This is a genomic window from Cupriavidus sp. 30B13 (assembly GCF_049059565.2).
In the GTDB taxonomy this organism is placed as follows: Bacteria; Pseudomonadota; Gammaproteobacteria; order Burkholderiales; family Burkholderiaceae; genus Cupriavidus.
On sequence record NZ_CP188223.1, the window covers coordinates 2,967,965 to 2,992,451 of the forward strand.

Below are 24,487 nucleotides of genomic sequence, written 5' to 3' on the forward strand. Positions count from 1 at the left end.
AGCAGCAATACGAAAAGGGAGACAGGGGGTGCCAGCGCCGGCGCGGCACGGGCGCGGCGGCATGGCGGGCCGCGCGGCCGCGCGCGCCGCGGGGGCCGCCGGGATACCGAGTAGCCGGCATTGTAGACCAGCGCGGCCGCGCGCCCGGCCACGGGCACCGCCGGCCGGTCCCGCGCGGACCCCGGAAAAAAAGAAGGGCCCGCGCTTGCGCGGGCCCAAGAGTCTCTCCTCGGTGCCCTGCTCGCAAGGCACGAATGCAGGATAGCAAGGCCCCTGCTGGCGCTCCAGTCGGACAAATCCGTAAGGGAAAGCCCCTCCAAGGGAAAGCCCCGTTAGTGTGCAGAGTCCGCGCGCAGCGTTCGCGGACACGGTGCGCGCGGCGCCGACGGCCGCCTCCAGACCCCCGTTTCAGTGCGCTGTTGCTCGCCACGCAACACTCCGCGCGGCGCGTATTGTCGACCCGCGTACGGCCATGAAACAATGGCCGCCGGTCATGCAAGCCGCGGCAAGACGGCAGCAAAAACAGAGAAGAGCCGGCCAGAACCGGTACGGGCGACCCAACGCCAACCAGTGCTTCTTCCAGCGAGAGCTGGTTCCAGTAGCTTTTTTGCACGGGGAATACCATGATCCATCCGCGTTCGCAGTCCCTGCGCGACGCCCGGCCGGCGCGCGCGCCGGCCCGGGGCCGCGCGCTGCCCCTCCTGCCGGCCCTCCTGTTGACGCTATGCCTGGCCACGGGCGCGCGTCCCGCCGCGGCCCAGTCCTCCGCCTCGCCGGTGCTGCAGCGCATCCAGCAGACCGGCGTGCTGCGCCTGGCCCACCGCGAAAGCTCGGTGCCGTTCTCGTTCGTGGCCGACGGCAAGCCCTACGGCTACGCCATCGACCTCTGCCTGCGCGTGGCCGACGCGCTGCGCACCGCGCTGAAGTTGCCGGGCCTGAAGGTGGAATACGTGCCGGTCACGCCGGCCAACCGCATCGCCGCCATCGTCGACGGCAAGGCCGACCTCGAATGCGGCTCCACCACCAACACGCGCGAGCGGCGCGAACAGGTGGCCTTCACCATCCCGCACTACATCGCCGGCATCCGCATGCTGGTCAGGACCGATTCCGGCATCCGCAAGCTCGCCGACCTGCGCGGCAAGACCCTGGTCTCCACCACCGGCACCACCTCGCTGGTGGTGATCCGCCAGATCAACGGCTCGGGCGCGATGCAGCTGAAGGTGGTGGAAGCCAAGGACCACGCCGAGGCCTTCGGCATGGTCGAGCAAGGCAAGGCCGACGCCTTCGTCATGGACGACGTGCTGCTCTACGGCCTGCGCGCCAACGCCAGGAACCCGGCCAGCTATACCGTCACCAACGAACTGCTGACGATCGAGCCCTACGCCATCATGCTGTCGCGCCACGACGCCGAGTTCAAGCGGCTGGTGGACAAGGCGATGGTCGACTCGATCTATTCGCAGGACACGCAGAAGCTCTACAAGAAATGGTTCCAGTCGCCGATCCCGCCGCAGGGGGTCAACCTGGACATACCGATGAGCTACCTGCTGCGCGATTCGTTCAAGTTCCCGAGCGACAAGGTGGCCGACTGACCAGGCCCGGGCAGCCGCGCCGGGACGGCGCCGGGTAGCGGCAACGGCACGCCGCGGACAAAAAAGGCGGGACTCGTGCGAAGATGTCGGCCCCGGGTGCTTTCTTCCCGGCGCTTTTTTGGGTCCGCTTCCCTGTTCCGCTTTCCTGGCTCGTTTCTGCTGCCGCCGCGCGCGCCGGAGGTTCACCGACCTCCGTGCGCGCGGGCGGCATTCCTGCCCATGACCACCACCGCCCCGCTGAAGTTCTCCGATCTTTCCGTCTCCGCCTTCGTCGCCGGCCTGATCGCCACGCTGACCGGCTACACCAGCTCGCTGGTGCTGATGATCCAGGCGGGCCAGGCCGCGCACCTGTCCGACGCGCAGGTCGCCTCGTGGATCTGGGCGCTGTCGGTCGGCATGGGCGTGACCACCATCGGGCTGTCGCTGCTCACGCGCGCGCCGATCGTGATCGCCTGGTCCACGCCCGGGGCCGCGCTGCTGATCGCCAGCCTGCCCGGCGTGCCCTATCCCGAGGCCGTCGGCGCTTTCCTGATGGCGGCGCTGCTGATGACCGCGGCGGGCCTGACCGGCTGGTTCGACAAGCTGATGCGCGCGCTGCCGGCCAGCATCGCCGCCGCGCTGCTGGCCGGCATCCTGTTCCGCATCAGCGTCGACGTCTTCGTGCAGGCCCAGCACCAGACCGTGCTGCTGCTGGCGATGTTCGCGCTCTACCTGATCGGCAAGCGCTGGTGGCCGCGCTATGCGGTGCCCGGCGTGCTGGTGGGCGGCGTGGCGCTGGCAGGCGCGCTCGGCCAGCTGCACTTCGAGTCCTTCCATTTCGCGCTGGCGACCCCGGTGTGGACCACGCCCGCGTTCTCGCTGCAGGCCTTCGTCAGCATCGCGGTGCCGCTGTTCATCGTGGCGCTGGCCTCGCAGAACGTACCCGGGCTGGCAGTGCTGCGCGCGGACGGCTATCACGTGGCGGCCTCGCCGCTGATCACCGTGACCGGCATCGCCTCCGCCCTGCTCGCGCCGTTCGGCTCGCACGGCATCAACCTGGCGGCGATCACCGCCGCGATCTGCACCGGCGCGCAGGCGGATCCCGACCGCAACCGCCGCTACACGGCGGCGGTGGTGTGCGGCATCGGCTACCTGGTGGCGGGTGCGCTGGCCGCCAGCATCGCGGCGCTGTTCGCGGCCTTTCCGAAGGCGCTGGTGGTCGCGGTGGCGGCCTTCGCCCTGCTCGGCTCCATCGCCAGCGGCCTGACCGCGGCCATGCAGACGCCGGCCGAGCGCGAAGCCGCCTTGCTGACCTTCATGATCACCGCCTCGGGCATGACGCTGGCCGGGGTGGGCTCGGCCTTCTGGGGCGTGGTGGGCGGCATGCTGGCGCTGCTAGTGCTGCGCCCGCGCGCGGCCGCGGCAGGCGGCTGAGCCCTTACAACAGCAGGAAACCGATGTCGGCGGCGCAGATGCCGGACAGCGGCGCGCCCTTGCGGCGCTGGAACAGGATGTGCTGCAGCACGCGGTCGCGGTGCTCGGCGAAGACGGCGGGATCGAAACGCAGCGCGGTCAGCGCGTAATGCTCGGCCAGCAGCTTGTAGACCCGGTGGCGCACCATCAGCATCTCGCTCTCGGCGCGCAGCCGGCTGACCTCGCCGGCGTTGTCCTCCTCGAGCTGGCGCATGCCCACCACCACGCGCGCGTGCATGCCGCGGTAGCGGTCGAGCTCGGCATGCGCCTTGCGCAGCTCTTCGCGCAGGGCGCGGACCTCCTGCTGCAGGCGCAGGTTGTGCTGCACGCCGCGCTGGATGCGCGACGCCTCTTCCAGGGCGACGTCCGCCGCGGCAATCGTGTTCTGCCATACCCCTTGCCCCGCCGACGCGCCCTCGCCTTGCGGCCAGACGGTCTGCAACTCCTCGTCGCCTTTCATGGCGCTCCCCCAAGAAACTACCCGAAATTCACTCGCCGCCGGCTTTGTCACGCTGCCGGCTGTTCGAGAACTGCCGCGACCTGCAGACCCTCTGAGGGGCTTTACCAGCGATTGAAGGCCCCAGGCCGGCGTCGGGCAACCACCCTAAAGGGGGGTATCGCGGCGCCGGCGCGCAATGGGGCACCGCCCTGCCGCCGGCGGGCGCGCGCCGCCCGTGTGGGAAAATGCGCACCCGGCGACAGCCAACGCAGGAACAACCAACGATGAACAGCTACGCGCTCCTGGCCCTTGCCATCGTGGCCGAAGTCATTGCCACCAGCAGCCTCAAGGCCTCCGAGAATTTCACCCGCCTGTGGCCCAGCCTGCTGGTGGTGGCCGGCTACATCGCCGCCTTCGTGCTGCTGATGCAGGTCATGAAGACCGTGCCGGTCGGCATCGCCTATGCCATCTGGTGCGGCGCCGGCATCGTGCTGGTCACGCTGATCGCCAGCGTGCTGTACCGGCAGATCCCCGACCTCGCCGCGTGGCTCGGCATCGGCCTGATCGTGGCGGGCGTGGCGGTGATCCAGCTGTTTTCGAAGACGGGGGCGCATTGAGCGGCATGGCCTGCCGCCTCGCGCGGCTCACAGGTTGGCGATTTCCAGCACTTCCTGGCCCATCAGCGTGCAACCGGCCGGCGCGTAGATGAAGTGCATGCGGTAAGTGCCCTTGTAGATATAGCCATACACTTCCAGCACGTCGTATTTGTCCTTGCCCGCGGGGTTCTTCAGCGGCGCGAGCACCTTGACCCCGGTGTCGATCTCGATGCGGTCGTCGGGGCCGGCGTGGAATGCCAGCAGCTTGCCGGCCTGCTTCAGCGCGGCGGGCGCGCAGGCATGCTGAGGCGCCGCGGCGGCGGCCGCGCACAGCGCCATGAGAGCGAAACTGAGGAGGGTGTTTCTCATCGGGCGGACCTGGTTTGCATTTGTTTGTCGCGCCGGGCAGGCGTCGCCTCTCGCCGGCTTCTCTGTTCTCTGTAAACGGGGAAAGCGGGAGGCCGGCAAGCGGCATGGCGGGGAAAACACCTCTGGTGGACCGCGTAGAACCAGCGTTGCGCTGGTCCCGCCGACAGGAATCGAACCTGTATCTAGCGCTTAGGAGGCGCTCGTTCTATCCATTGAACTACGGCGAGCGGATAGACCCCGCGGAAGCAAGCGCGGCGCCTCGACGGCACCGCTCCGGGAGCAGGCCCGGAGTATATCAAAAACCGCACGGCGCAAGACGGGCGCGGCGTGGCGAATGCGCGCCCGCAAACGAAAAAGCCCGCCAGTCTGCTGGCGGGCCGGTTGCGGACGGTCCGGACCTTCCTGGTCACATCGGCGTTATCCCGGCAAACAGTCGTGCAAGCAGGATCCCCATGATTCCGCCCATGACGCGGACGTCCCTCCGGACCACCCGGAGAGCCGAAGGAATACTGGCAGTGACGCCGATTGCCGCGATACCAGCGGCGAGCAGCGCTTAAAGGAAAGCGCCGAGGAAGGTCAGCGGTATGCTCGGGTCCGCTACCTTGCCGGGCTTCGGAGTGCCCGACGGATTCAGTATAGGCAGGCGGCCGGCGGATGCAACTGCCGGGCGCGCGCGGCCGTACCGGGCGGATTGCCGGGCGGAAAGTGCGAGGGGAGGCACCCGTGCCGGCCTGCCCGCCTGGAAGATTCCTATCGCAGCGCAACAAATTTCTTTTCGTTCTGCTATAATCCGCGCCGTGAGTTCGCACTGTGAGTTGTGCAACCAGCCCGCCGCACCATCCGGCGGGCGATACGCCCCCCTCTCAAGCTCTGCTCCCCGGTCCGCCGGCTGGCCTGTTCCGAATGGCCAAGTGGTGATACCCGACAGAACGCATTTCTCACCGACGTCGCCTCGTCTCCGATCCTGTTGAACAGCTTATCTGAAGCTGTTTGCCTGCCAGGGATTGCGCGCCCGGCCTTGTGCCGATGCCGCCCTGCCTGCCGCCGTACTGTCAGCTGTGTCTGTCGTAACGGCCTCACCGATTGGCGCCGAAGCCTTTTTTAAGACTTTGCACTGCGCCCGCCCCTGTTCGCTAGTTCGGCATGGGGTGCCATGCATTTAAAGAAAACCACGACATGACCCAGCACGACATTCGTGCGGAGCACGATTTTGCCTCCGCCGCCGACGTATCGACCGAAGCCGCCGCCATCGCCACGCCCGCCATCCAGGAACCGAGCCCGCTCGACAAGCTCGACGCCATGCTCAGCCCCGAAGCCGCCGTGACGCCTGCCGCCCCGGCGGTCGCCGCCGACAACGGCTTTGCCAAGCTCGGCCTGGATGAAGCCATCCTGCGCGCCCTGGCCGAACTGAACTACACCACGCCGACCCCGGTGCAGGCACAAGCGATCCCCGCCTTCCTGGCTGGCCGCGACCTGCTGGTCTCGAGCCAGACCGGCTCGGGCAAGACCGGCGCCTTCATCCTGCCGGCCATCCAGCGCATCAGCGAAAAGGCTTCGCCGAACCGCCCGCGCTCCGACGATCCGGTCAAGCGCATGAAGGGCAAGCGCCCCCGTCCGGCGCCGGCGCAGCCCGCGCTGCTGGTGCTGACGCCCACGCGCGAACTGGCCCTGCAGGTAACCGAGGCCACCGCCAAGTACGGCCGCCATCTGCGCCGCATCGTGTGCGCCAGCATCCTGGGCGGCATGCCCTACCCGAAGCAGCTCGCCGCGCTGTCCAAGATGCCTGACATCCTGGTCGCCACGCCGGGCCGCCTGCTCGACCACGTCGAAGCCGGCCGCATCGACCTGTCCGCGCTGGACATGCTGGTGTTCGACGAAGCCGACCGCATGCTCGACATGGGCTTCGCCGACGATATCGACGCCATCGTCGCCGCCACCCCGGCCAGCCGCCAGACGCTGATGTTCTCGGCCACGCTGGACGGCCGCATCGCCCAGCTCGCCTCGCGCCAGCTGCGCGATCCGCAACGCATCGAGATCGCCGCGACCCGCGCCGACCAGAGCAACATCGAGCAGCGCCTGCACTTCACCGACGACATGTCGCACAAGGAAAAGCTGCTCGACCACCTGCTGCGCGACGTCAGCCTCAAGCAGGCGATCGTCTTCACCGCCACCAAGCGCGATGCCGATTCGCTGGCCGAGCGCCTGTCGGACACCGGCTTCGCCGCCGGCGCGCTGCACGGCGACATGACCCAGGGCGCGCGCAACCGCACCCTGACCTCGCTGCGCCGCGGCAACCTGCGCATCCTGGTGGCCACCGACGTGGCCGCGCGCGGCATCGACGTGCCGGACATCACCCACGTGGTCAACTTCGACCTGCCCAAGCAGGCCGAGGACTACGTGCACCGCATCGGCCGCACCGGCCGCGCGGGCCGCTCGGGCGTGGCCATCAACCTGGTGAACCACGGCGACATGTTCCAGTGGAAGCGCATCGAGCGCTTCACCAACAACCGCGTCGACGCTTCGGTGATCGAAGGCCTGGAACCGCGCCGCTCGCCCAAGCCGCGCTCCGGCTTCGGCGGCAAGCCGGGCGGTGACCGCGGCGGCTATCGTGGCAACAGCAGCGGCGGCGGCTACCGTGGCGGCGACAACCGCACCTTCGGCGACCGCAAGTTCGGCGGCGGCGAAAGCCGTGGCTACGGCAACCGCGACGGCGCGCCGCGTCCGGCCGGCGACCGCCCGGCGGGCGACCGTCCGTTCGGCGACCGCGACGGCAACCGCGGCTTCGGCGACCGCGGCGGCTTCGGCTACCGTGGCCAGAGCAACGGCAACACCGGTGGCAATGGCGGCCAGCGCAGCTTCGGCAACAGCGAAGGCGGCTACCACGGCGGCGACAACCGTGGCTTCGGCAACCGTGACGGCGCCGCGCCGCGCAGCTTCGGCGGCGCGCCGGCCGGCAACGGCGGCGGCTACCGTGGCGGCGAAGGCCGCAGCTTCGGCAACCGCGACGGTGCCGCGCCGCGCAGCTTCGGCGACGGCAACCGTGGCGGCTTCGGCGGCCAGCGCAGCGGCAACGGCGGTCGCTCGCGCTTCGAGCGCTGATCGCAGGAAAGGCTGGCCGCTTGCAGCGGCCCCTTGTCAAAGAAAAAGGCCCCGTGGGGCAATGCCAGTTAGTTAAGCCAGAGCGAATGTGACTTGGAGTAAAAAGGGAGCGTGTTGACCACGCTCCCTTTTTTGCTTTGAACCTGCTGCAGACCACCCTGAACGAGACGTTGGAAGCACTGCCTGCCAACGGGATAGCCGAGTTGAGCGCGCTGCTGGATCCGGCCTGGATAGAACAAGCGCTTGAAGCCACGGGCAAGGCATCGATACGCCGACGCAAGCTGCCCGCCGAACACGCCGTGTGGCTGGTAATCGGTCTGGCGCTGTTTCGTCACATGCCGCTGTGGCAAGTGGTGCAGGAGATGGCGCTGACGCTGGACAGCAAGGAACTGCCCGCGCCCAGCGCCAGCGTGCAGGTTCGCCAGCGGTTGGGGGCGCAGCCCATGGCGCACTTGTTTGCCCTGCTCGCCAACGCCTGGGGCCGCGCCCATGCGGTGCACGCGGGAAAGTTGCGCGTGCTGGCGGCCGATGGCGTGGTCTGGTCAGCCCCGGACAGCAAGGACAACCGCCAGGAGTTGGGCAGCGGCCAGACGCAATATGGCCCCCAGCCCTGGCCCATGGTGCGCGCCGTATGCCTGCTGGACACCGACAGCCATGAACTGCTCGATGCCCAATTGGGGGGCTACGGCTGTGGCGAGCTGACGTTGGCGGCCGATCTGCGCGGCCTGGATCACTCGATCACCTTGTTCGACCGTGCCTACTTCAGCGCCGCGTTCCTGCTGCGCTGGCAGCAAGTGGGCGAGCAGCGCCACTGGCTCATGCGCGCCAAGGACAATCTGCGCCACGAGGTGGTGCAGGTATTGGGCCAGGGTGATTGGCTGATCCGCATGCCCGTGTCGCCACGCGCCAGGAAGATGCATCCAGAACTGCCCAGCCATTGGCAGGCCCGGCTGATCGAGGTGAGCGTTGGTGGCAAGATCAGGCGCTTCATCACCTCGATGCTGGATTCTGAGCGGTTTGCCGCCGTGCCACTGGCGCAGTTGTACCGCCAGCGCTGGGAGGTCGAGTTGGGGTTTCGGGAAATCAAGCAATCACTGCAACAAGGTCGAGCCGTGTTGCGCAGCAAACAGCCCGAGTTGGTCAAGCAGGAAGTCTGGGGCGTGCTGATTGCCTACACACTGCTGCGCCGATGGATGCGCCTGATGGCCCAGCACGCGGGTGTCGAGCCGAGCCGCATCAGCTTCCACACGGCGCGCCACGCCATCACGGGGGCGATCAACACGGTCCATCTGGCGCGCGCTGGTGCCTTGCCTGAACTCTTGCAGCGGCTGCTGGAGCAAGCCCGCTACTTCGTGCTCCCGCCTCGCCGCACCGGGCGCTCATTCCCGCGCGAGGTTAAGCGCTCTCGCAGCAAGTTCCCAACAAAAAATGCCAGTCAGCGGGCTAACTGACTGGCATTGACCTTCGGGTGCCTTTTTCTTTGGTCCTGCGCCGGAAGGCCTAGATGGGGCAGCTACGAAACCCGACGAAGGCGAAATCGTCGTCGGGCAGCAGCGCCATCCGCGCGCGCGGATGGTGTTGCCGCGCCGGGCTCGCGAACGAGGCGCCGCGCACTGCCTGGTGCGTGGCGAAGCTGGCGGCGAAATCGGCGTCGCCCGGGCCGGCCTCGAACCCCGCGTAGGGCTCGTACGGCGTCGCGGTCCACTCGCGCACCATGCCCCAGCGCAGCCCGCCCCGGTTCTGCGCGGCGGCCAGTTCCCATTCGGATTCCATCGGCAGGCGCCGGCCGGCCCAGGCACACCAGGCCTGCGCCTCGAACAGGCTGACGTGGCGCACCGCTTCGTCGGGATTCAGCGTGCGCAGGCTGCCGAAGCGCAGCGCCATCCAGGCCCGCGATTCCGGGTGGCGCGTCCAGTAACGCGGCGCCGAGCGCTCCTGCGCCATCAGCCACTGGCGGCCGGCCGGCGTCCACCACTGGCCGCGCTCGTAGCCGGCGTCCTCGACGAACTCGAGGAACTGCGCATTGCTGACCGGCGCGGCATCCATCTCGAAGGCGGGCACGTAGGTGGGCTGCGGCGGCAGTTCGTCGGGCAGCGCGAAGCCGTCCGCCTCGGTCCAGCCCTGCACGAAGCGCCCGCCGGGAAACTGCAGCGTGCCGCCGTGCGGCATCGACAGCGAGGGCAGCGCCACCGCGGGCTCCACCGGCGCCACGCCGAGCGCCTGCAGCAAGGCGGCGATGGCCTCGCCCTGGCGGTCCTCATGGAACAGCGCGCGGCGCCAGGCGTAGAGCGTGGCGTCGCCGTCGTCGGGCAGGATGGCAAGGCGGCGCAGGGTGGCATCGAGCACGTCGGCGGCGTAGCGCTTGACCACGGCGACGTCGGGCAGCGCGACTTCCCAGCGTGCGTCGGGATCGATGCGCTCGGGATCGAACCATTCGTCGGCGCCGGCCAGCAGCGAAGGAACGCCGGCCACCTGCAGCGGCAGCCCGTCGAGCTCGCGCACGCGCACTTCGCGCAGGCACCACCATTCGGCGTGCCAGGCGACGTGGCCCAGCGTCCATAACGGCGGATCGGCGAAGGCCTCGCGCGGCACCTCCCAGCCCCGGCGCGTCTGGCCGAACGCGGCCAGCCAGGCCAGGGTCCGGCTGCGCGTCTCCACCAGCGCCTGCGCGAGGCCTTCGCGCGGCAGCCGGCGGGCATCGGCCCAGACCGTCGTGCCGCCGTTGAAATGCAGATCGGGAAGCATGGAAAAGCCGCTCATCGAGAACCCTGCCGTCTATGGGATCAACCCCGGTTGCACGGCCCCCGGGCGGGCGCGCGGCGCGCGTGCCCGCTGCCGCACCCCTGCCGGAGGGATGCGGGCATTATGACACCGGCCCCGCCCGGGCTCCGCGGCGGCGCTCAGGCGCGCGCGTGGAACACGGCGAACCAGCCGCGCGGGTCGGTCCACCAGACCGGATCGTGGAAGCCGGCAGCGCGCAGCAGGTCGGCGAAGCCGTGCGGATGGTACTTGTAGGAATCCTCGGTGTGGATCGACTCGCCCGCGCGGAACGCGCGGCTGCCCTCGGCCCAGCGCACGGTGGCGTCGCGCTCGGCGCGCAGGTGCATCTGGATGCGCGAGCCGGCGCGGTCGAAGCTGGCGGCGTGGCGCCAGTCCTCCAGCGCGAAGTCGCTGCCGACGATGCGGTTCAGGTTGCGCAGGACATTGCGGTTGAACGCCGCGGTCACGCCGAGCGGATCGTCATAGGCCGCCACCAGCGCCTGCTCGTCCTTGAGCAGGTCCACGCCGATCAGCACGCCGTCGCCGCGCCCCGCTGCCGCGTGCAGGCGCCGCAGCAGGGCCTGCGCCTGCGCGGGCGCGAAGTTGCCGATGCTGGAGCCCGGGTAGAAGAACAGCCGGCGCCCGTGCCTGACCTCGGGCGGCAGGTCCAGCGGCGCGCACAGGTCGGCGCCCAGGCCCAGCATGGGAATCTGCGGATGCTGCTGCTGCAGGCAGAACAGGGTGCCGCGCAGGAATTCCACCGAGATGTCGAGCGCGACGTATTGCGAAGGCTGCAGGCTGCCGAACAGCCGCGCCGCCTTCTGGCAGTTGCCGGCGCCGAGATCGATCAGCACGCAGCCGCTGCCCGCGCGCGCGGCCATGGCCGGCGCGAAGGCGGAGAACACGGCGGCCTCGGTGCGGGTAGGGTAATACTCGGGCAGGTCGGTGATGGCCTCGAACAGGCGCGAGCCGAGCACGTCGTAGAAGAACTTGGGGCTGATGCTGGCGGCCTCGGCCAGCAGGCCGCGCGTGATTTCGCCGCGCAGCGCGCCGTTGTCTTCGTGGTACTGCTGGATGAAGTCCAGCCGCGGCACCGGATTGGGCAGCGCGATGCCGGTAGTGGTGGCGGTGGCGGCGGCCTGGGTGCCGTTGGGCTTGAGCGGTGCGTTGGAGGTGCGTTTGGCTTGAGGGTGATCGTGGCGCGGGTGCAGCGGGGTCGGGACAGCCGGCATGACGTTTCCTTATTGGTCTATGGGCGATGCGTAAAACCCCCAGGCCCGCACGTCACGGCATTGCGCGGGACCGGCATGGAACGCGCCTCCGGTGACGTCTGGGGCGCATCGGCCGATGCCGGTCTTCTAGGATAGATCGCAAACTGTGACGCCAAGCGGAAAAAATGGCCGCGGCGCCGGCCGCGGCGCATGCGTGTGCATCAATGGGCATATTTATTTGCTGCACGAAAATTCCGCCTTCGTTTATAATCCCCGTCAGCGTATTCGCCGAGGGGGCAACCCCGGGCGGAACGTCCCTCAAAGGGGAGTAGCTCCGGGGCCCAGCCCTTAGCACAATCGTCATTCCGAGACCTGGCAGTCCCTGACAAGTCTCCGGTTGTGCTGACCGCCAACGCAATAACAATGCACAATGGCTGTCGAGCAAGACCTTTGCAACCTGGTTTCATGGTTTGCAAAGGCGCCCCCAAGCTCCCGAACTTCATGTCTCCAGGCGAACACTGTGCGCAAGCGCAACCTTTGGCTTACGGCTATTCGTTTTTCGAGGAGAGTTCATGGAATGGTTCACCGATCTGTTCACGATGCAGTTCCTGACGGCGCTGCTGTCCATCGTCGTCATTGACCTGGTGCTCGCGGGCGACAACGCCATCGTGATCGCGCTGGCGGCGCGCAACCTGCCGCCCCACCTGCAGAAGAAAGCCATCATCTGGGGTACCGTCGGCGCGGTGGTGGTGCGCTCGGCGATGACCATCGGCGTGGTCTGGCTGCTCAAGATCCCCGGCCTGCTGCTGATCGGCGGCCTGGCCCTGGTGTGGATCGCCTACAAGCTGCTTTCCGACGACGGCGAAGGCGACGAGCACGGCGCCGGCGCGACCACGCTGGTGGGCGCCATGAAGACCATCATCATCGCCGACGCGGTGATGGGCGTGGACAACGTGCTGGCCGTGGCGGGCGCCGCGCACGGCAGCTTCCTGCTGGTGGTGCTGGGCCTGCTGATCAGCATCCCGATCGTGGTGTGGGGCTCGAGCCTGGTGCTCAAGCTGATGAGCCGCTTCCCCGCCATCATCTACGTGGGCGCGGGCGTGCTGGCCTTCACGGCGGTGAAAATGATCGTGAGCGAACCGATGGTCAAGGCGTTCTTCGACGCCAACGACATCGTCCACTACGGCCTGTTCGTGCTGATCATCGGCGGCGTGCTGGGCGCCGGCTACCTGAAGCAGAAGCGCCGCGCTCCCGAGACGGCCAGCCAGTAAGGCGCGCTTTCGGCACCCCCACGGCGCCCACGCGGCGCCCGTGCGGCGCCGGACCCGGCCGGCGGGAACGGGCCGCCGCGAGGCGGCCCGTTTCATTTCTTTCCTTTGCGATAAAATGCCAACCCTCCGGCAGTGTTGCGCGCCTCGCCGCGCGGATTGCCGTTCCACGCGAAAAGCCGCTGCCGCATCACTTTCCCCAACACCCGCGCCGATGAAACAGTACCTCGACTTCATGCGCCATGTGCAAGAGCATGGCACCGAAAAGGCCGACCGCACCGGCACCGGCACGCGCTCCGTGTTCGGCTACCAGATGCGCTTCGACCTGCGCGAAGGCTTCCCGGTGGTGACCACCAAGAAGCTGCACATCAAGTCGATCATCCACGAGCTGCTGTGGTTCCTGCAGGGCTCGACCAACATCAAGTACCTGAAGGACAACGGCGTCAGCATCTGGGACGAATGGGCCGACGAGAACGGCGAGCTGGGCCCCGTCTACGGCTCGCAGTGGCGCGCGTGGCCGACGCCGGACGGCCGCCATATCGACCAGATCAGCGAGCTGATGGCGCAGATCCGCAGCAACCCGGATTCGCGCCGCCTGATCGTGTCGGCCTGGAACGTGGGCGAGATCCCGCAGATGAAGCTGCCGCCCTGCCATGCGTTCTTCCAGTTCTACGTGGCCGAAGGCCGCCTGTCCTGCCAGCTCTACCAGCGCAGCGCCGACATCTTCCTCGGCGTGCCGTTCAATATCGCCAGCTACGCGCTGCTGACGCACATGATCGCGCAGCAGACCGGGCTGGACGTGGGCGACTTCGTCTGGACCGGTGGCGACTGCCATATCTACAGCAACCACGCCGAACAGGTGCAGACCCAGTTGTCGCGCGAGCCGCTGCCGCTGCCGCGGCTGAAGATCCTGCGCAAGCCGGACAGCATCTTCGGCTACCGGTACGAAGACTTCGAGCTGGCCGGCTACGAGTCGCACCCGGCCATCAAGGCGCCGGTGGCCGTATGACGCTGCTGACGCTGATCGTGGCCAAGGCCCGCAACAACGTGATCGGCCGCGACAACGCGCTGCCCTGGCGCCTGCCCGAGGATCTCGCGCACTTCAAGCGCACCACCATGGGCGCGCCCATCATCATGGGCCGCAAGACGTGGGAATCGATCGGCAGGCCGCTGCCGGGCCGCCGCAATATCGTGGTGAGCCGCAACCGCGACCTGCGCATCGACGGCTGCGACGTGGCGGGCTCGCTGGAAGACGCGCAACGGCTGTGCGCCGGCGCGGCCCAGGTGTTCCTGATCGGCGGCGCGCAGTTGTACGCCGAGGCCCTGCCCAGCGCCGACCGGCTGGTGGTGACGGAGATCGACGCGGACATCGAGGGCGACGCGGTCTTCCCGCCGATCGACCCGCGCCGGTGGCTGGCCGCCAGCCGCGAATCGCACCACTCCGAGGCCAACGGCTTCGACTACGCGTTCGTGACCTACGCGCGGCCGCCCTCTGGCGAAGAGTAAGACAGGCCGCAAGGCAAAGACCGCGCGGCGGCCCTGGCGACAGGCCGCCGCGCGGTCGTCTGAAACCCTGGCTCAGTTGCCGGCGATGGTCATCTGCTCGAGCAGGATCGAGCCGGTTTCCTTGGTGCCGCGCACCAGCGTGTCGGCGCCGATGGCGACGATCTGCCGGAACATCTCGGCCATGTTGCCGGCGATCGTGATTTCCTCCACCGGGAACTGGATCACGCCGTTTTCCACCCAGTAGCCCGACGCGCCGCGCGAATAGTCGCCGGTGACGTAGTTCACGCCCTGCCCCATCAGTTCGGTGACCAGCAGGCCCGTGCCGAGCTTGCGCAGCATGCCCGCGAAATCGTCGTCCGGCGTGGTCAGCTTGCTGGACAGCGTCAGGTTGTGCGAGCCGCCGGCGTTGCCGGTGGTCTTCATGCCCAGCTTGCGCGCCGAATAGGTGGACAGGAAATAGCCTTCCACCACGCCGCCGCGCACCACGTCGCGCGCGTGGGTCCGCACGCCTTCCTCGTCGAACGGCGCGCTGCCCATCGCGCCCGGCAGGTGCGGCTGCTCGTGGATGTGGATGTGCGGGGCGAACACGGCCTTGCCGAGCGTGTCGTGGAGGAAGGTGGACTTGCGGTACAGCGCGCCGCCCGACACCGCCTGCACGAACGCGCCGAGCAGGCCCGCCGCCAGCGGCGCCTCGAACAGCACCGGGCAGCGGCGCGTGGAAAGCTTGCGCGAGTTCAGCCGGGCCAGCGCGCGCTCGGCGGCATAGCGGCCGATGTCCTCGGGCGCGGCCAGCGCGCCGGGCGCGCGCTTGGACGAATACCAGTCGTCGCGCTGCATGCCGCTGCCGGTGCCGGCGATGGGCGCGCACGAGATGAAGTGGCGCGAATACGGGTAGCCGCCCGTGAAGCCGCGCGAGGTGGCCAGCACGAACTGCGAATGCTGGGCCGAGACGCTGGCGCCGTCGCTGTTGCGGATGCGCGGCGAGACGGCGAAGGCGGCGGCCTCGCCGCGGCAGGCCAGCTCGATGGCCTGCGCGGCATCGATGTCCCACGGATGGAACAGGTCCAGGTCGCGTGGGTTGCGCTCGAGCAACTCTTCCTCGGCCAGCCCGGCGCAATCGTCCTCCGCCGTGAAGCGGGCGATGTTGTAGGCGGCCTCGGCGGTGGCGCGCAGCGCCGCGGGCGAGAAATCCGAAGTGCTGGCGTTGCCGCGCCGCTTGCCGATCATCACGGTGACGCCGACCACCTTGTCGCGGTTCTGCTCGATGGTCTCGACCTCGCCCTTGCGCACGGTGACCGACAGCCCGCTGCCTTCCGAGATCTCGGTGGCCGCATCGGTGGCCCCCAGCTCGCGTGCCACCCGCAGCACATCGGCGGCCATCTCGCTGAGCTGGGCCTGGGTATAGGTGAAATGGGCGGTCTGGTCTGCGGATTGATCCATTGTGGGCGCGGTCATCAAAAGTCCAAACAGGAATCATAGCAAGATAAAATGCTACCCATGACGCGAAACTCCCGCACCTCCCCCCGGAATGCCTCCGGCTTCCCCGGCCAGTTCGCCCCCGAACCGGACGAAGACGACCTGCCCAAGAGCAAGTCGCAGAAAAAACGCGACATGCTCGCGCTGCAGGACCTCGGCGTGGAGCTCGAAGCGCTGCCCCGCGACCGCCTGGCGCGCGTGCCCATGCCCGAAGCGCTGGCCGACGCCATCCGCGACGCGCGCCGCATCACCAACCACGAAGGCAAGCGCCGCCAGATGCAGTTCGTCGGCAAGGTCATGCGCAAGCTCGACGAGGCCGAGGTCGAAGCCATCCAGCGCGTGCTGGAAGCCTTCAAGGGCGCCAGCAAGGCCGAGACCGCCCGGCTGCACCTGGTCGAGCGCTGGCGCGAGCTGCTGCTGGCCGACGACGCCGCGCTGACGAAATTTCTCTCCGAGCACCCCGCCACCGACGTGCAGGCGCTGCGCAACATCATCCGCAATGCCCGCAAGGAGCGCGAGATGAGCAAGCCGCCGCGCTATTTCCGCGAGCTGTTCCAGGCCATCAAGGATGCGCTGGACGGCACTCGCGCCGCCGCCAGCGAAGATCAGGCGCAGGCGCAGGCGGACAGGGACGCCGCCGGCGAGTGACGGCGCCACAGGCAGCAACGGCAAAACGCAACGGCAACACCGACCAACCGGAGCCCACATGACGCAGCCCGCGATGACCCACCCCGTTGCCCGCCGGCATCCGGACGAACTGCTGGTCGGTTTCGTCTCGATCTCCGACCGCGCCTCGGCCGGCACTTACCAGGACGAAGGCATCCCGGCGCTGCGCGACTGGTTCGGGCGCGCCCTGACCTCGCCCTGGCAGGCCGTCGAGCGGCTGATCCCGGACGAGCAGGCGCTGATCTCGCGCACGCTGATCGAACTGGTCGACGTGGCCGGCTGCGACCTGGTGCTGACCACCGGCGGCACCGGGCCGGCGCGCCGCGACGTCACGCCGGAAGCCACGCTGGCCGCCGGCACCAAGGAAATGCCCGGCTTCGGCGAGCAGATGCGCCAGATCAGCCTGCATTTCGTGCCGACCGCGATCCTGTCGCGCCAGGTGGCGGTGATCCGCGAGACCGCCAGCCGCGCGGCGCTGATCGTCAACCTGCCGGGGCAGCCGCGCGCCATCCGCGAAACGCTGGAGGGCCTGCGCGGCGAAGACGGCAAGACCATCGTGCAAGGCATCTTTGCCGCGATCCCCTATTGCGTGGACCTGATCGGCGGGCCGTATATCGAGACCGACGCGGCGGTCGCGACGTCATGGCGGCCCAAGAACGCCGTGCGCGCCAGGCCCGCGGCCTGAGCGGGGCCCGCGCGCCTCAGCGCAGGCCCAGGTAGAGCCCCAGCGGCACGAACACCACCGCGCCGATATTGCCGAGCAGCACGATCGAGGCCACCTGGTCCGGCTCCTGGCGGAAATGGTCGGCCACCAGGAAATTGAGCACCGCCGGCGGCAGCGAGGCGAACACGAACAGCAAACCCCGCTGCAACTGGCTCAGCGGCACCACCTGCACCAGCAGCAGCGCGCAGGCGATGCCCGTGAGCGGGCACACCACGGCGCCGATCGCGCCCATGCTCCAGTTGCGCAGGTTCACGTCCTTCATGCGCACGCCCAGCGCGAACAGCATCAGCGGCACGGTGGCGTCGCCCAGCAGCTTGACCGACTCCAGCACCGGCTCCGGCAGCGCGAACCATGGCCGCGCCAGCGACAGGCCCACGCCCGCCACGGTCGCCAGCACCATCGGGTTGCGGGCGATCTGCGCGATCCGCGCGTGGCGGTTGACGATCTTCATGCCGATGGTGAAATGCATCAGGTTGGAGGCCGCGAACAGCGCCACCGCGGGCGCCAGCCCTACCGGACCGAACGCGAATACCGACAGCGGCAGGCCCATGTTGCCGGAGTTGTTGAACATCATGGGCGGCACGAAAGTGCGCGGGTCCACCCGCATCAGGCGCGCGGCCAGCCATGCCAGCGCGCCCGAGCCGAGCACCACCGCCACCGCGCAGCCGAGCAGCTCCAGCTGGTCGGCCAGCACGAAATCCTTGCTGACGAAGGCCGACACCACCAGCAGCGGCGCGATCACGTCGAGCGTGGCGCGGTTGATGCCTGCCATGTCGGGATGCGCGCGGCGCCCGTACAGCCACCCTATCAGGATGATCAGGATGACCGGGGTGATGATCGAGACGATGCGCGCGAACATGGCTGGGCTGCGAGTGGGCTGCGAAGGGCTGCGGTAATGGCACGAGGCGCCCCGCGGGGCGCCTCGTGCGTGGCATGGGGCTGGCGCGTCAGGCTGCCGGCGCGGCGGGGGCGGCGGGGGCGGCCGGCGCTTCGGCCGCGACCGCCGGATGGCGGATGAAGTGCGTGCGGTAGTAGCGCAGCTCTTCCACCGATTCCAGGATGTCGGCCAGCGCCGTGTGCAGCTGGCGCTTGACGAAGCCCTTGTGGATGGCCGGCTCCCAGCGCTTGCACAATTCCTTGAGCGTCGACACGTCGAGGTTGCGATAGTGGAAGAACGCCTCCAGCTTGGGCATGTGGCGCGCCATGAAACGGCGGTCCTGGCAGATCGAGTTGCCGCACATGGGCGACTTGCCGGCCGGCACCCAGCGCTTGACGAAGGCCAGCAGCTCGGCCTCGGCCTGGGCCTCGCTCAGGGTCGACGCCTTGACCTTGTCGATCAGGCCGGAGCGGCCGTGGGTGCCCTTGTTCCAGTTGTCCATGCCGTCGAGCACGGCGTCTTCCTGGTGGATCACCAGCACCGGGCCTTCGGCCAGGATATTGAGTTCCGAGTCGGTCACCACGACCGCGACCTCGATGATGCGGTCCTGGTCCGGCATCAGGCCGGTCATCTCCATGTCGAGCCAGATCAGGTTGTTTTCGCTCTTGACGGACTTGGCGCCGGCGCCGGTGTGGGTATTTTGGCTGGTCATCTGGACTGCAATCGAAGGAGGGGCGGAAAAGGGGCGCGCCCGGCCCCGGATCAGGAACACGGGGCGGCAGGCACGAACAACTTATAATTCTCGCATATCCGCCGCCGCGGGCCGCCTCCGGCCCGGCGCGCAATGCTTCATCCGACAAGGCCCCGCCCGATGTTCACGTACCTGTTTCTCGCCGCACTGATGCTGATGGTGCTGACCAAGCTCTGGCTGGCTGCCCGCCAGGTGCGCCATGTGGCGCGGCACCGCCATGCGGTGCCCGGCCGTTTCGCCGACACCATCACGCTGGACTCGCACCAGAAGGCGGCCGACTACACCATCGCGCGCACCCGCCTGTCGATGCTCGAGGTGCTGGCCGGCGCCGCGCTGCTGATCGTCCTGACCATGCTGGGCGGCCTGCAGTGGCTCAACCTGTTCTGGCTGGAGGCCTTCGGGCCCGGCTATCGCTACGGCGTCGCGCTGATCGCCAGCGTGGCGGTGCTCGGCGGCCTGGTCGACCTGCCTTTCTCGCTCTACGGACAGTTCGTCATCGAGCAGCGCTTCGGCTTCAATCGCATGACTTGGCAGTTGTATGTCGTGGACATGCTCAAGATGGCCGGCGTCGGCATCGCGCTGGGCCTGCCCCTGCTGCTCGCTGTGCTGTGGCTGATGGAGCATATGGGGCAGTTCTGGTGGGTCTGGACGTGGCTCACCTGGATGGCGTTCACGATCTTCGTGCAGATGATCGCGCCGTCGGTGATCATGCCGCTGTTCAACAGCTTCGAGCCGCTGGCCAATGCCACGCTGGAAGCGCGCATCACGCGCCTGCTGCAGAAGTGCGGTTTTCGCAGCCGCGGCCTGTTCGTGATGGACGGCAGCAAGCGCAGCGCGCATGGCAACGCCTACTTCACCGGCTTCGGCGCGGCCAAGCGCATCGTCTTCTTCGACACGCTGATGGAGCGCCTGGCCGACGACGAGATCGAAGCGGTGCTGGCGCACGAGCTCGGCCACTTCAAGCGCCGCCACATCCTCAAGGGCATGCTGGTCAGCTTCGCGCTGAGCCTGGCCTTCCTCGCGGTGCTGGGCTGGCTGGCTGGCCGCACCTGGTTCTATACCGGCCTGGGCGTGCTGCCCAACCTTGGCGCCAGCAACCATGCGCTGGCGCTGGTGCTGTTCTTCCTGACCCTGCCGGTGTTCACCTTCCTGCTCGGGCCGCTGGCCAGCCAGACCTCGCGCCGCCACGAGTTCGAGGCGGACGCCTTCGCCGCGGGGCAGACCGATGCCGGCCGCCTGGTGTCGGCGCTGGTCAAGCTGTACAAGGACAACGCCTCGACCCTGACTCCCGACCCGCTCTACAGCGCGTTCTACTACTCGCATCCGCCCGCGGCACAGCGGATCGACCGCCTGCTGGCGCACGCATGAGCCGCGCCGGCAGGACAGGCCCGCAGCGCGCCGCAAGCGCTGGCAAAGGCAATGGCGCGGCCACGGCCGACGCGCTGGTGGTCGCCGCGCACGGCCGCCACTACGTGATCGAGCTCGACGACGGCAGCCGCCTGCACGCCTTCCCGCGCGGCAAGCGCAGCGAATGCGCGGTGGGCGACCGCGTCGCCGTCGAGTACGCCTCGGCGGACCAGTGCGTGATCGCCGGCGTCAAGCCGCGCAAGAACCTGCTGCACCGCTCGGACCAGTTCAAGTCCAAGCTGCTGGCCGCCAATATCGACCAGGTGGTGATCGTGCTGGCGACCGAGCCGGGCTTCTCGGAAGACCTGCTCGGCCGCGCGCTGGTGTCGGCCGAGGCGATGGAAATCAAGCCGCTGATCGTGCTCAACAAGGTCGACCTGACCGCGCGCCTGGACGAATCCCGCGCCCGCCTGGCGCCGTACCAGGCGCTGGGCTACGAGGTCCTGTTCCTGTCCGTGCACGGCGCCCCGGACGACGCGCTCGCGCAGTTGCGCCCGCGCCTGGCGCAGCGCGCCAGCATCCTGATCGGCCAGTCGGGCATGGGCAAGTCTTCCATGCTGAACCTGCTGATCCCGGGCGTGGAAGCGCAGACGCGCGAGATCTCCGCCAAGCTCGATTCCGGCAAGCACACCACCACCTTCACGCGGCTGTATCACCTGCCGGCCAGCATCGACGGCGACGGCCCCGCGCATGGCGAGCGCCAGCGCGGCTGCCTGATCGACTCGCCCGGCTTCCAGGAATTCGGCCTGCACCATCTCAGCGAAGGCATGCTGGAGCGCGCCTTCCCCGAATTCCGCGCGCGCCTGACCGAGTGCCGCTTCTACAACTGCCACCATGTCAACGAGCCGGGCTGCGGCGTGCTGGCGGCCATCGAGGCCGGCGAGATATCCGAGCGGCGCCACCAGCTCTACACGCAGCTGCTGCACGAATCCCGCCAGCAAAAGCCGTGGTGAGCCGTGGTAAGGTGGCCGGGTGCCCACTCCGGCGCGCCCGGCTGCCATGAAACTACTGCTCTCGACTCCTTCGCTGGTGCACGCGGCGCATTGCCGGAACCTGCTGCAGGCCGCCGGCATCCGCGCCGACCTGCGCAATACCTGGCTGGCCGGCGCGATGGGCGACATCCCGTTGCGCGAAAGCGCGCCGCAGGTCTGGCTGATCGATGACGAGATGGAAGCCCAGGCGTGGGCGGTATTGCGCGCGGCCGACAACCCGGTGGCCGGGCCGGGCTGGCAATGCGCTTCCTGCGCAGAGCGGCACGAGGCGCAGTTCGACTCGTGCTGGCAGTGCGGCGCGCCGCGCCAGCCCTGAGCGGGCCGGGGCGGCGGCGCGGGCGGCGGGCTCAGCCCACCCAGAGCGCCAGCGACAGCATCGCCAGCAACAGCATCCACAGCACCACCGCGCGCCACACCAGGCCGATGGCCGACTGCAGCGTGCGCACGCCGGGTTCGGCGCCGAACTCGGGGGCGACCGGTTCCGGCTCGCTGTCGTCTTCCATGCCGGGCGCGTAGTCCACCGCCGGGCCGGCCATGCTGATGCGCAGCACCACGGTGGAATCCTCTTCCGCCAGCGGCACGCCCAGGCGCACGCCGAGCGCGCCGCCGCCGCTGGCCAGCAGGATGCCGTTGACCGCGTCGTTCCATTTGCGCGCGTGGTTGCGCCAGGCGTACACCGCGTCCTCGAAATTGCCGACGATGGCAAAGCCCACCGCGGTCAGCCGCGACGGAATCCAGTCGAGCACATAGAACGCGCGCGCCGCGAAGCGCCCCAGCGCCGGGCTGCGCTCCGTGGACGGCAGGTTCCAGTGGCGCGCCAGGTATTCGGCGATGCGGTACAGCACCACGCCGCCCGGGCCGATCGGCACCAGGAACCAGAAGAACACGCCGAACACATGCCGGTGCACCGCCACGATGGCGGCTTCCAGCGTGTGGCGCACGATCTCGGTGACCGGCATTTCCACGGTGTCGAGCCCGGTCCACTGGTGCAGCAGCGCGCGGGCGCGCGGCAGGTCGTCGCGGTTCAGGGCCTCGTGGATGTCGGTGAAGAAATGGCTGAACTGGCGGAAACCCAGCGTCAGATAGAGCAGCAGGACGTTCCACGCCAGCGTCAGCGCGACGCTGATGGAAGCCAGCAGGTAGTGCACGATCACCACCGCCAGCGTGAGCGGCAGCACCACGGTGAACCAGGCCAGCGCGGCATCGCGCGGGCGGCCGGTGTCGAACGCATGCTCGGCGCGCTCGGCAAGCACGCGCACGATGTCGTAGATCGGATTGTTGCGGCCCAGGGCACGGAACTGCTCGGCGATCAGCGCGAGGAGAACGGATACAAAAGTCATCTGTGGTCTGGGGGATCGTAGGCCTGGACGCGCCCGGACGGGCATGTGCCGGCCCGGTCGCTTATCTATAGCGAGAAGATAGCACACGGCCAACCCGCCAAGACAAAGCCCCGCAGGGCCGCCGGGAGGCCGGCGGGCTGCGGGGCTTGCCAGGGGCGGCTTGCCAGGCGCGGGGCGCGCCTCAGGGCAGGTCGAAGACCAGCACTTCGGCGCCGTCGCCAGCCGACAGCGTCACGGCATCGACGCCTTCGATCCTGGCGGCGTCGCCGGCCTCGAGCGCGCGCCCGTTGACCGTGACGCGGCCGCGCGCGACCTGCACATAGGCGCGCCGCTGCGGCGCCAGCGCCAGGGTGGCGGACTCGTCGCCGTCGAACAGGCCGGCATAGAGGCGCACATCCTGATGGATCACCACCGAGCCGTCGGCACCGTCGCGGCTGCCCACCAGGCGCAGGCGGCCACGCTTGTCGGCGGCCTCGAAGTGCTTTTCTTCATAGCCGGGCTGCAGGTTGGCCTGTTCCGGCAGGATCCAGATCTGCAGGAAGTGCGTGGTGTCGTGCGCCGCGTGGTTGTACTCCGAATGCCGCACGCCGGTGCCGGCGCTCATGCGCTGCACGTCGCCGGGGCGGATCACGCTGCCGTTGCCCATGCTGTCCTTGTGGGCCAGCTCGCCCTCCAGCACGTAGCTGATGATCTCCATGTCGCGGTGGCCGTGCGTGCCGAAGCCCATGCCCGGCGCGACGCGGTCCTCGTTGATCACGCGCAGCGGCCCGAACTGGACGTGGTCCGGGTCGTAGTAGTCGGCGAAGGAAAAGCTGTGATAAGACTTGAGCCAGCCGTGATCGGCATATCCGCGTTCGCCCGCCTTTCTGATTTCAATCATTTTGACGGCCCTCCTTCAGGCCCTGTCGGCACGCGGACCCGCATAAACTGAGTCCCGGCCTTGCGCTACGTTTCGATGCTAGGCAGTTTAGGACGGCAGGAGTATATTGGGCGGGACGATCTCAGTAGCATTCATTCAGAATTTCTGAACATGGCTCTCTCACTCGAATCCCTCGAAGTCCTCGACGCCATCGAGCGCAAAGGCAGCTTCGCCGCGGCCGCCCACGAGATGGGCAAAGTGCCTTCCGCGCTGACCTACGTGGTGCGCAAGCTCGAGGAAGACCTCGACGTGCTGTTGTTCGACCGCCGCCGCCACCGCGCCGAGCTGACGCCGGCCGGGCGCGCCCTGCTCGACGAAGGCCGCCACCTGCTGCACGCCGCCGACGACCTCGCGCGCCGCGTCAAGCGCCTGGCCACGGGCTGGGAAGCCACGCTGACCATCGTGGTGGACGATCTCATCAATTTCCGCGCGCTGCTGCCGGTGATCCAGGACTTCTACGCCGAGAACACCGCCACCCGGCTGCGCTTCGCCAAGGAAGTGCTGGGCGGCGCCTGGGACGCGCTGGTCAGCAACCGCGCCGACCTGGTGATCGGCGGCGCCTACGACGCGCCCAGCACGCAAGGCTTCCAGGTGCGGCCGCTGGGCTCCATGCCGTTCGTCTTCGCGGTGGCGGCGCACCACCCGCTGGCCACCGAGGCCGGCCCGCTCACCACCATCCAGATCGCCAAGCACCGCATCGTGGCCGTGGGCGACACCTCGCGCAACCTGCCCGCGCGCACCCACGGCGTGCTGGCCGGGCAGGACGTGCTGGTGGTGCCCACCATGCGCGACAAGCTCGAGGCGCAGATCCGCGGCCTGGGCTGCGGCTGGCTGCCGGCGCCGATGGCGCAGCCCTTCATCGAGAGCGGCGTGCTGCAGGCGCGCGAGACGCTCGAAGTGCGGGCGCCCGGCAACTTCAAGGTGGCCTGGCGCACCAGCACGCGCGGCAAGGCGCTGCAATGGTGGGCCAGCAAGCTCGAAGACCCGCGCCTGGCGCAGGCGCTGCTGCAGCAGCAGCCGGGACAGCCCGACTGACGCCGCCACCG

Annotated in this window: 23 protein-coding genes and 1 tRNA gene; 14 read left to right on the top strand and 10 right to left on the bottom strand. The window is 68.7% G+C overall.

The window, feature by feature from the left end; all coding sequences use genetic code 11:
* The first annotated feature begins 623 nt into the window (after window positions 1-623).
* Window positions 624-1,589, top strand: coding sequence for an amino acid ABC transporter substrate-binding protein (locus tag ACKI2N_RS13665; RefSeq protein WP_420997013.1), 966 nt, complete (start codon window positions 624-626; stop codon window positions 1,587-1,589).
* A gap of 219 nt (window positions 1,590-1,808) precedes the next feature.
* Complete coding sequence (locus tag ACKI2N_RS13670; RefSeq protein WP_420997012.1) at window positions 1,809-3,002, top strand: benzoate/H(+) symporter BenE family transporter; 1,194 nt, start codon at window positions 1,809-1,811, stop codon at window positions 3,000-3,002.
* 4 nt (window positions 3,003-3,006) lie between these two features.
* On the opposite strand, the gene ACKI2N_RS13675 is transcribed toward ACKI2N_RS13670, so the two are convergent.
* Window positions 3,007-3,501 (bottom strand): hypothetical protein, encoded by a 495-nt coding sequence (locus ACKI2N_RS13675; protein WP_420997011.1) that lies wholly within the window; start codon window positions 3,499-3,501, stop codon window positions 3,007-3,009.
* Between the two features lie 263 nt (window positions 3,502-3,764).
* Here ACKI2N_RS13675 and ACKI2N_RS13680 point away from each other — a divergent pair, with 263 nt between their 5' ends.
* Window positions 3,765-4,097 carry a DMT family transporter gene (locus ACKI2N_RS13680; RefSeq protein WP_420997010.1) on the top strand — a complete coding sequence of 111 codons (333 nt, stop codon included), beginning with the start codon at window positions 3,765-3,767 and terminating at the stop codon, window positions 4,095-4,097.
* Window positions 4,098-4,124: 27 nt separating this feature from the next.
* On the opposite strand, the gene ACKI2N_RS13685 is transcribed toward ACKI2N_RS13680, so the two are convergent.
* Window positions 4,125-4,445: a hypothetical protein gene (locus tag ACKI2N_RS13685; RefSeq protein ID WP_420997009.1), complete on the bottom strand. Its 321-nt coding sequence runs from the start codon at window positions 4,443-4,445 to the stop codon at window positions 4,125-4,127.
* Between the two features lie 152 nt (window positions 4,446-4,597).
* Window positions 4,598-4,672: transfer RNA gene (locus ACKI2N_RS13690), tRNA-Arg, on the bottom strand.
* Window positions 4,673-5,621: 949 nt separating this feature from the next.
* On the opposite strand from ACKI2N_RS13690, the gene ACKI2N_RS13695 reads away from it, so the two are divergent.
* Both ACKI2N_RS13695 and ACKI2N_RS13700 read left to right on the top strand, forming a co-directional pair.
* Window positions 5,622-7,544: a DEAD/DEAH box helicase gene (locus tag ACKI2N_RS13695; RefSeq protein ID WP_420997008.1), complete on the top strand. Its 1,923-nt coding sequence runs from the start codon at window positions 5,622-5,624 to the stop codon at window positions 7,542-7,544.
* A 137-nt stretch (window positions 7,545-7,681) separates the two neighbouring features.
* Window positions 7,682-8,995: an IS4 family transposase gene (locus ACKI2N_RS13700; RefSeq protein ID WP_426989789.1), complete on the top strand. Its 1,314-nt coding sequence runs from the start codon at window positions 7,682-7,684 to the stop codon at window positions 8,993-8,995.
* Window positions 8,996-9,044: 49 nt separating this feature from the next.
* Here ACKI2N_RS13700 and ACKI2N_RS13705 read toward each other — a convergent pair whose 3' ends face one another.
* Entirely contained in the window at window positions 9,045-10,304 is a 1,260-nt protein-coding gene (locus tag ACKI2N_RS13705) for an SUMF1/EgtB/PvdO family nonheme iron enzyme (protein ID WP_420993198.1), read from the bottom strand.
* Between the two features lie 140 nt (window positions 10,305-10,444).
* Window positions 10,445-11,536: an L-histidine N(alpha)-methyltransferase gene (egtD, locus tag ACKI2N_RS13710; RefSeq protein WP_420993199.1), complete on the bottom strand. Its 1,092-nt coding sequence runs from the start codon at window positions 11,534-11,536 to the stop codon at window positions 10,445-10,447.
* A 551-nt stretch (window positions 11,537-12,087) separates the two neighbouring features.
* On the opposite strand from egtD, the gene ACKI2N_RS13715 reads away from it, so the two are divergent.
* The 3 genes from ACKI2N_RS13715 (at window position 12,088) to ACKI2N_RS13725 (ending at window position 14,289) form a co-directional block, all read left to right on the top strand.
* Window positions 12,088-12,786, top strand: a complete 699-nt coding sequence (locus ACKI2N_RS13715) for a TerC family protein (RefSeq protein WP_420993200.1) — start codon at window positions 12,088-12,090, stop codon at window positions 12,784-12,786.
* 211 nt (window positions 12,787-12,997) lie between these two features.
* Window positions 12,998-13,792, top strand: a complete 795-nt coding sequence (locus tag ACKI2N_RS13720) for a thymidylate synthase (protein WP_420993201.1) — start codon at window positions 12,998-13,000, stop codon at window positions 13,790-13,792.
* On the top strand, window positions 13,789-14,289 hold the full coding sequence (locus tag ACKI2N_RS13725) for a dihydrofolate reductase (RefSeq protein WP_420993202.1): 501 nt from the start codon (window positions 13,789-13,791) through the stop codon (window positions 14,287-14,289). Before ACKI2N_RS13720 ends, ACKI2N_RS13725 begins: the two co-directional genes overlap by 4 nt.
* A gap of 72 nt (window positions 14,290-14,361) precedes the next feature.
* Here the strand turns inward: ACKI2N_RS13725 and pmbA are convergent, their stop codons facing one another.
* Window positions 14,362-15,729 (bottom strand): metalloprotease PmbA, encoded by a 1,368-nt coding sequence (gene pmbA / locus ACKI2N_RS13730; protein ID WP_420993203.1) that lies wholly within the window; start codon window positions 15,727-15,729, stop codon window positions 14,362-14,364.
* Between the two features lie 57 nt (window positions 15,730-15,786).
* Between pmbA and yjgA the strand changes: the two genes are divergently transcribed.
* Together yjgA and mog are read left to right on the top strand one after the other, a co-directional pair.
* On the top strand, window positions 15,787-16,413 hold the full coding sequence (yjgA, locus tag ACKI2N_RS13735; RefSeq protein WP_420993204.1) for a ribosome biogenesis factor YjgA: 627 nt from the start codon (window positions 15,787-15,789) through the stop codon (window positions 16,411-16,413).
* A gap of 58 nt (window positions 16,414-16,471) precedes the next feature.
* Entirely contained in the window at window positions 16,472-17,116 is a 645-nt protein-coding gene (gene mog, locus ACKI2N_RS13740) for a molybdopterin adenylyltransferase (RefSeq protein ID WP_420993205.1), read from the top strand.
* Between the two features lie 16 nt (window positions 17,117-17,132).
* Here mog and ACKI2N_RS13745 read toward each other — a convergent pair whose 3' ends face one another.
* Complete coding sequence (locus tag ACKI2N_RS13745) at window positions 17,133-18,014, bottom strand: AEC family transporter (RefSeq protein WP_420993206.1); 882 nt, start codon at window positions 18,012-18,014, stop codon at window positions 17,133-17,135.
* Between the two features lie 88 nt (window positions 18,015-18,102).
* The gene (orn, locus tag ACKI2N_RS13750) at window positions 18,103-18,744 is read right to left on the bottom strand and encodes an oligoribonuclease (RefSeq protein WP_420993207.1); all 642 of its coding nucleotides are present in this window, start codon (window positions 18,742-18,744) and stop codon (window positions 18,103-18,105) included.
* Window positions 18,745-18,903: 159 nt separating this feature from the next.
* Between orn and ACKI2N_RS13755 the strand changes: the two genes are divergently transcribed.
* The 3 genes from ACKI2N_RS13755 to ACKI2N_RS13765 are packed head-to-tail and all read left to right on the top strand — an operon-like array spanning window position 18,904 to window position 21,498.
* Window positions 18,904-20,151 carry a M48 family metallopeptidase gene (locus tag ACKI2N_RS13755; protein WP_420993208.1) on the top strand — a complete coding sequence of 416 codons (1,248 nt, stop codon included), beginning with the start codon at window positions 18,904-18,906 and terminating at the stop codon, window positions 20,149-20,151.
* Window positions 20,148-21,143, top strand: coding sequence for a ribosome small subunit-dependent GTPase A (gene rsgA, locus ACKI2N_RS13760; RefSeq protein ID WP_420993209.1), 996 nt, complete (start codon window positions 20,148-20,150; stop codon window positions 21,141-21,143). Before ACKI2N_RS13755 ends, rsgA begins: the two co-directional genes overlap by 4 nt.
* 46 nt (window positions 21,144-21,189) lie before the next feature.
* On the top strand, window positions 21,190-21,498 hold the full coding sequence (locus ACKI2N_RS13765) for a putative signal transducing protein (protein WP_420993210.1): 309 nt from the start codon (window positions 21,190-21,192) through the stop codon (window positions 21,496-21,498).
* 31 nt (window positions 21,499-21,529) lie between these two features.
* Here the strand turns inward: ACKI2N_RS13765 and ACKI2N_RS13770 are convergent, their stop codons facing one another.
* The gene (locus ACKI2N_RS13770; protein WP_420993211.1) at window positions 21,530-22,522 is read right to left on the bottom strand and encodes a CobD/CbiB family protein; all 993 of its coding nucleotides are present in this window, start codon (window positions 22,520-22,522) and stop codon (window positions 21,530-21,532) included.
* Between the two features lie 181 nt (window positions 22,523-22,703).
* A complete protein-coding gene (locus tag ACKI2N_RS13775; RefSeq protein WP_420993212.1) occupies window positions 22,704-23,402 on the bottom strand; it encodes a pirin family protein in 699 nt (232 codons plus the stop codon).
* A gap of 150 nt (window positions 23,403-23,552) precedes the next feature.
* Here ACKI2N_RS13775 and ACKI2N_RS13780 point away from each other — a divergent pair, with 150 nt between their 5' ends.
* Window positions 23,553-24,476, top strand: a complete 924-nt coding sequence (locus ACKI2N_RS13780) for a LysR family transcriptional regulator (RefSeq protein ID WP_420993213.1) — start codon at window positions 23,553-23,555, stop codon at window positions 24,474-24,476.
* Window positions 24,477-24,487 lie beyond the last annotated feature (11 nt).

Coding starts and splice junctions, on each gene's coding strand:
- ACKI2N_RS13675 (WP_420997011.1), bottom strand. CDS start 3,501: ATGAAAGGCGACGAGGAGTTGCAGACCGTCTGGCCGCAAGGCGAGGGC.
- ACKI2N_RS13695 (WP_420997008.1), top strand. CDS start 5,622: ATGACCCAGCACGACATTCGTGCGGAGCACGATTTTGCCTCCGCCGCC.
- ACKI2N_RS13780 (WP_420993213.1), top strand. CDS start 23,553: ATGGCTCTCTCACTCGAATCCCTCGAAGTCCTCGACGCCATCGAGCGC.
- egtD (WP_420993199.1), bottom strand. CDS start 11,536: ATGCCGGCTGTCCCGACCCCGCTGCACCCGCGCCACGATCACCCTCAA.
- ACKI2N_RS13665 (WP_420997013.1), top strand. CDS start 624: ATGATCCATCCGCGTTCGCAGTCCCTGCGCGACGCCCGGCCGGCGCGC.
- mog (WP_420993205.1), top strand. CDS start 16,472: ATGACGCAGCCCGCGATGACCCACCCCGTTGCCCGCCGGCATCCGGAC.
- pmbA (WP_420993203.1), bottom strand. CDS start 15,729: ATGGATCAATCCGCAGACCAGACCGCCCATTTCACCTATACCCAGGCC.
- rsgA (WP_420993209.1), top strand. CDS start 20,148: ATGAGCCGCGCCGGCAGGACAGGCCCGCAGCGCGCCGCAAGCGCTGGC.
- ACKI2N_RS13725 (WP_420993202.1), top strand. CDS start 13,789: ATGACGCTGCTGACGCTGATCGTGGCCAAGGCCCGCAACAACGTGATC.
- ACKI2N_RS13670 (WP_420997012.1), top strand. CDS start 1,809: ATGACCACCACCGCCCCGCTGAAGTTCTCCGATCTTTCCGTCTCCGCC.
- ACKI2N_RS13755 (WP_420993208.1), top strand. CDS start 18,904: ATGTTCACGTACCTGTTTCTCGCCGCACTGATGCTGATGGTGCTGACC.
- ACKI2N_RS13770 (WP_420993211.1), bottom strand. CDS start 22,522: ATGACTTTTGTATCCGTTCTCCTCGCGCTGATCGCCGAGCAGTTCCGT.
- ACKI2N_RS13775 (WP_420993212.1), bottom strand. CDS start 23,402: ATGATTGAAATCAGAAAGGCGGGCGAACGCGGATATGCCGATCACGGC.
- ACKI2N_RS13680 (WP_420997010.1), top strand. CDS start 3,765: ATGAACAGCTACGCGCTCCTGGCCCTTGCCATCGTGGCCGAAGTCATT.
- ACKI2N_RS13765 (WP_420993210.1), top strand. CDS start 21,190: ATGAAACTACTGCTCTCGACTCCTTCGCTGGTGCACGCGGCGCATTGC.
- ACKI2N_RS13720 (WP_420993201.1), top strand. CDS start 12,998: ATGAAACAGTACCTCGACTTCATGCGCCATGTGCAAGAGCATGGCACC.
- yjgA (WP_420993204.1), top strand. CDS start 15,787: ATGACGCGAAACTCCCGCACCTCCCCCCGGAATGCCTCCGGCTTCCCC.
- ACKI2N_RS13705 (WP_420993198.1), bottom strand. CDS start 10,304: ATGAGCGGCTTTTCCATGCTTCCCGATCTGCATTTCAACGGCGGCACG.
- ACKI2N_RS13685 (WP_420997009.1), bottom strand. CDS start 4,445: ATGAGAAACACCCTCCTCAGTTTCGCTCTCATGGCGCTGTGCGCGGCC.
- orn (WP_420993207.1), bottom strand. CDS start 18,744: ATGACCAGCCAAAATACCCACACCGGCGCCGGCGCCAAGTCCGTCAAG.
- ACKI2N_RS13745 (WP_420993206.1), bottom strand. CDS start 18,014: ATGTTCGCGCGCATCGTCTCGATCATCACCCCGGTCATCCTGATCATC.
- ACKI2N_RS13715 (WP_420993200.1), top strand. CDS start 12,088: ATGGAATGGTTCACCGATCTGTTCACGATGCAGTTCCTGACGGCGCTG.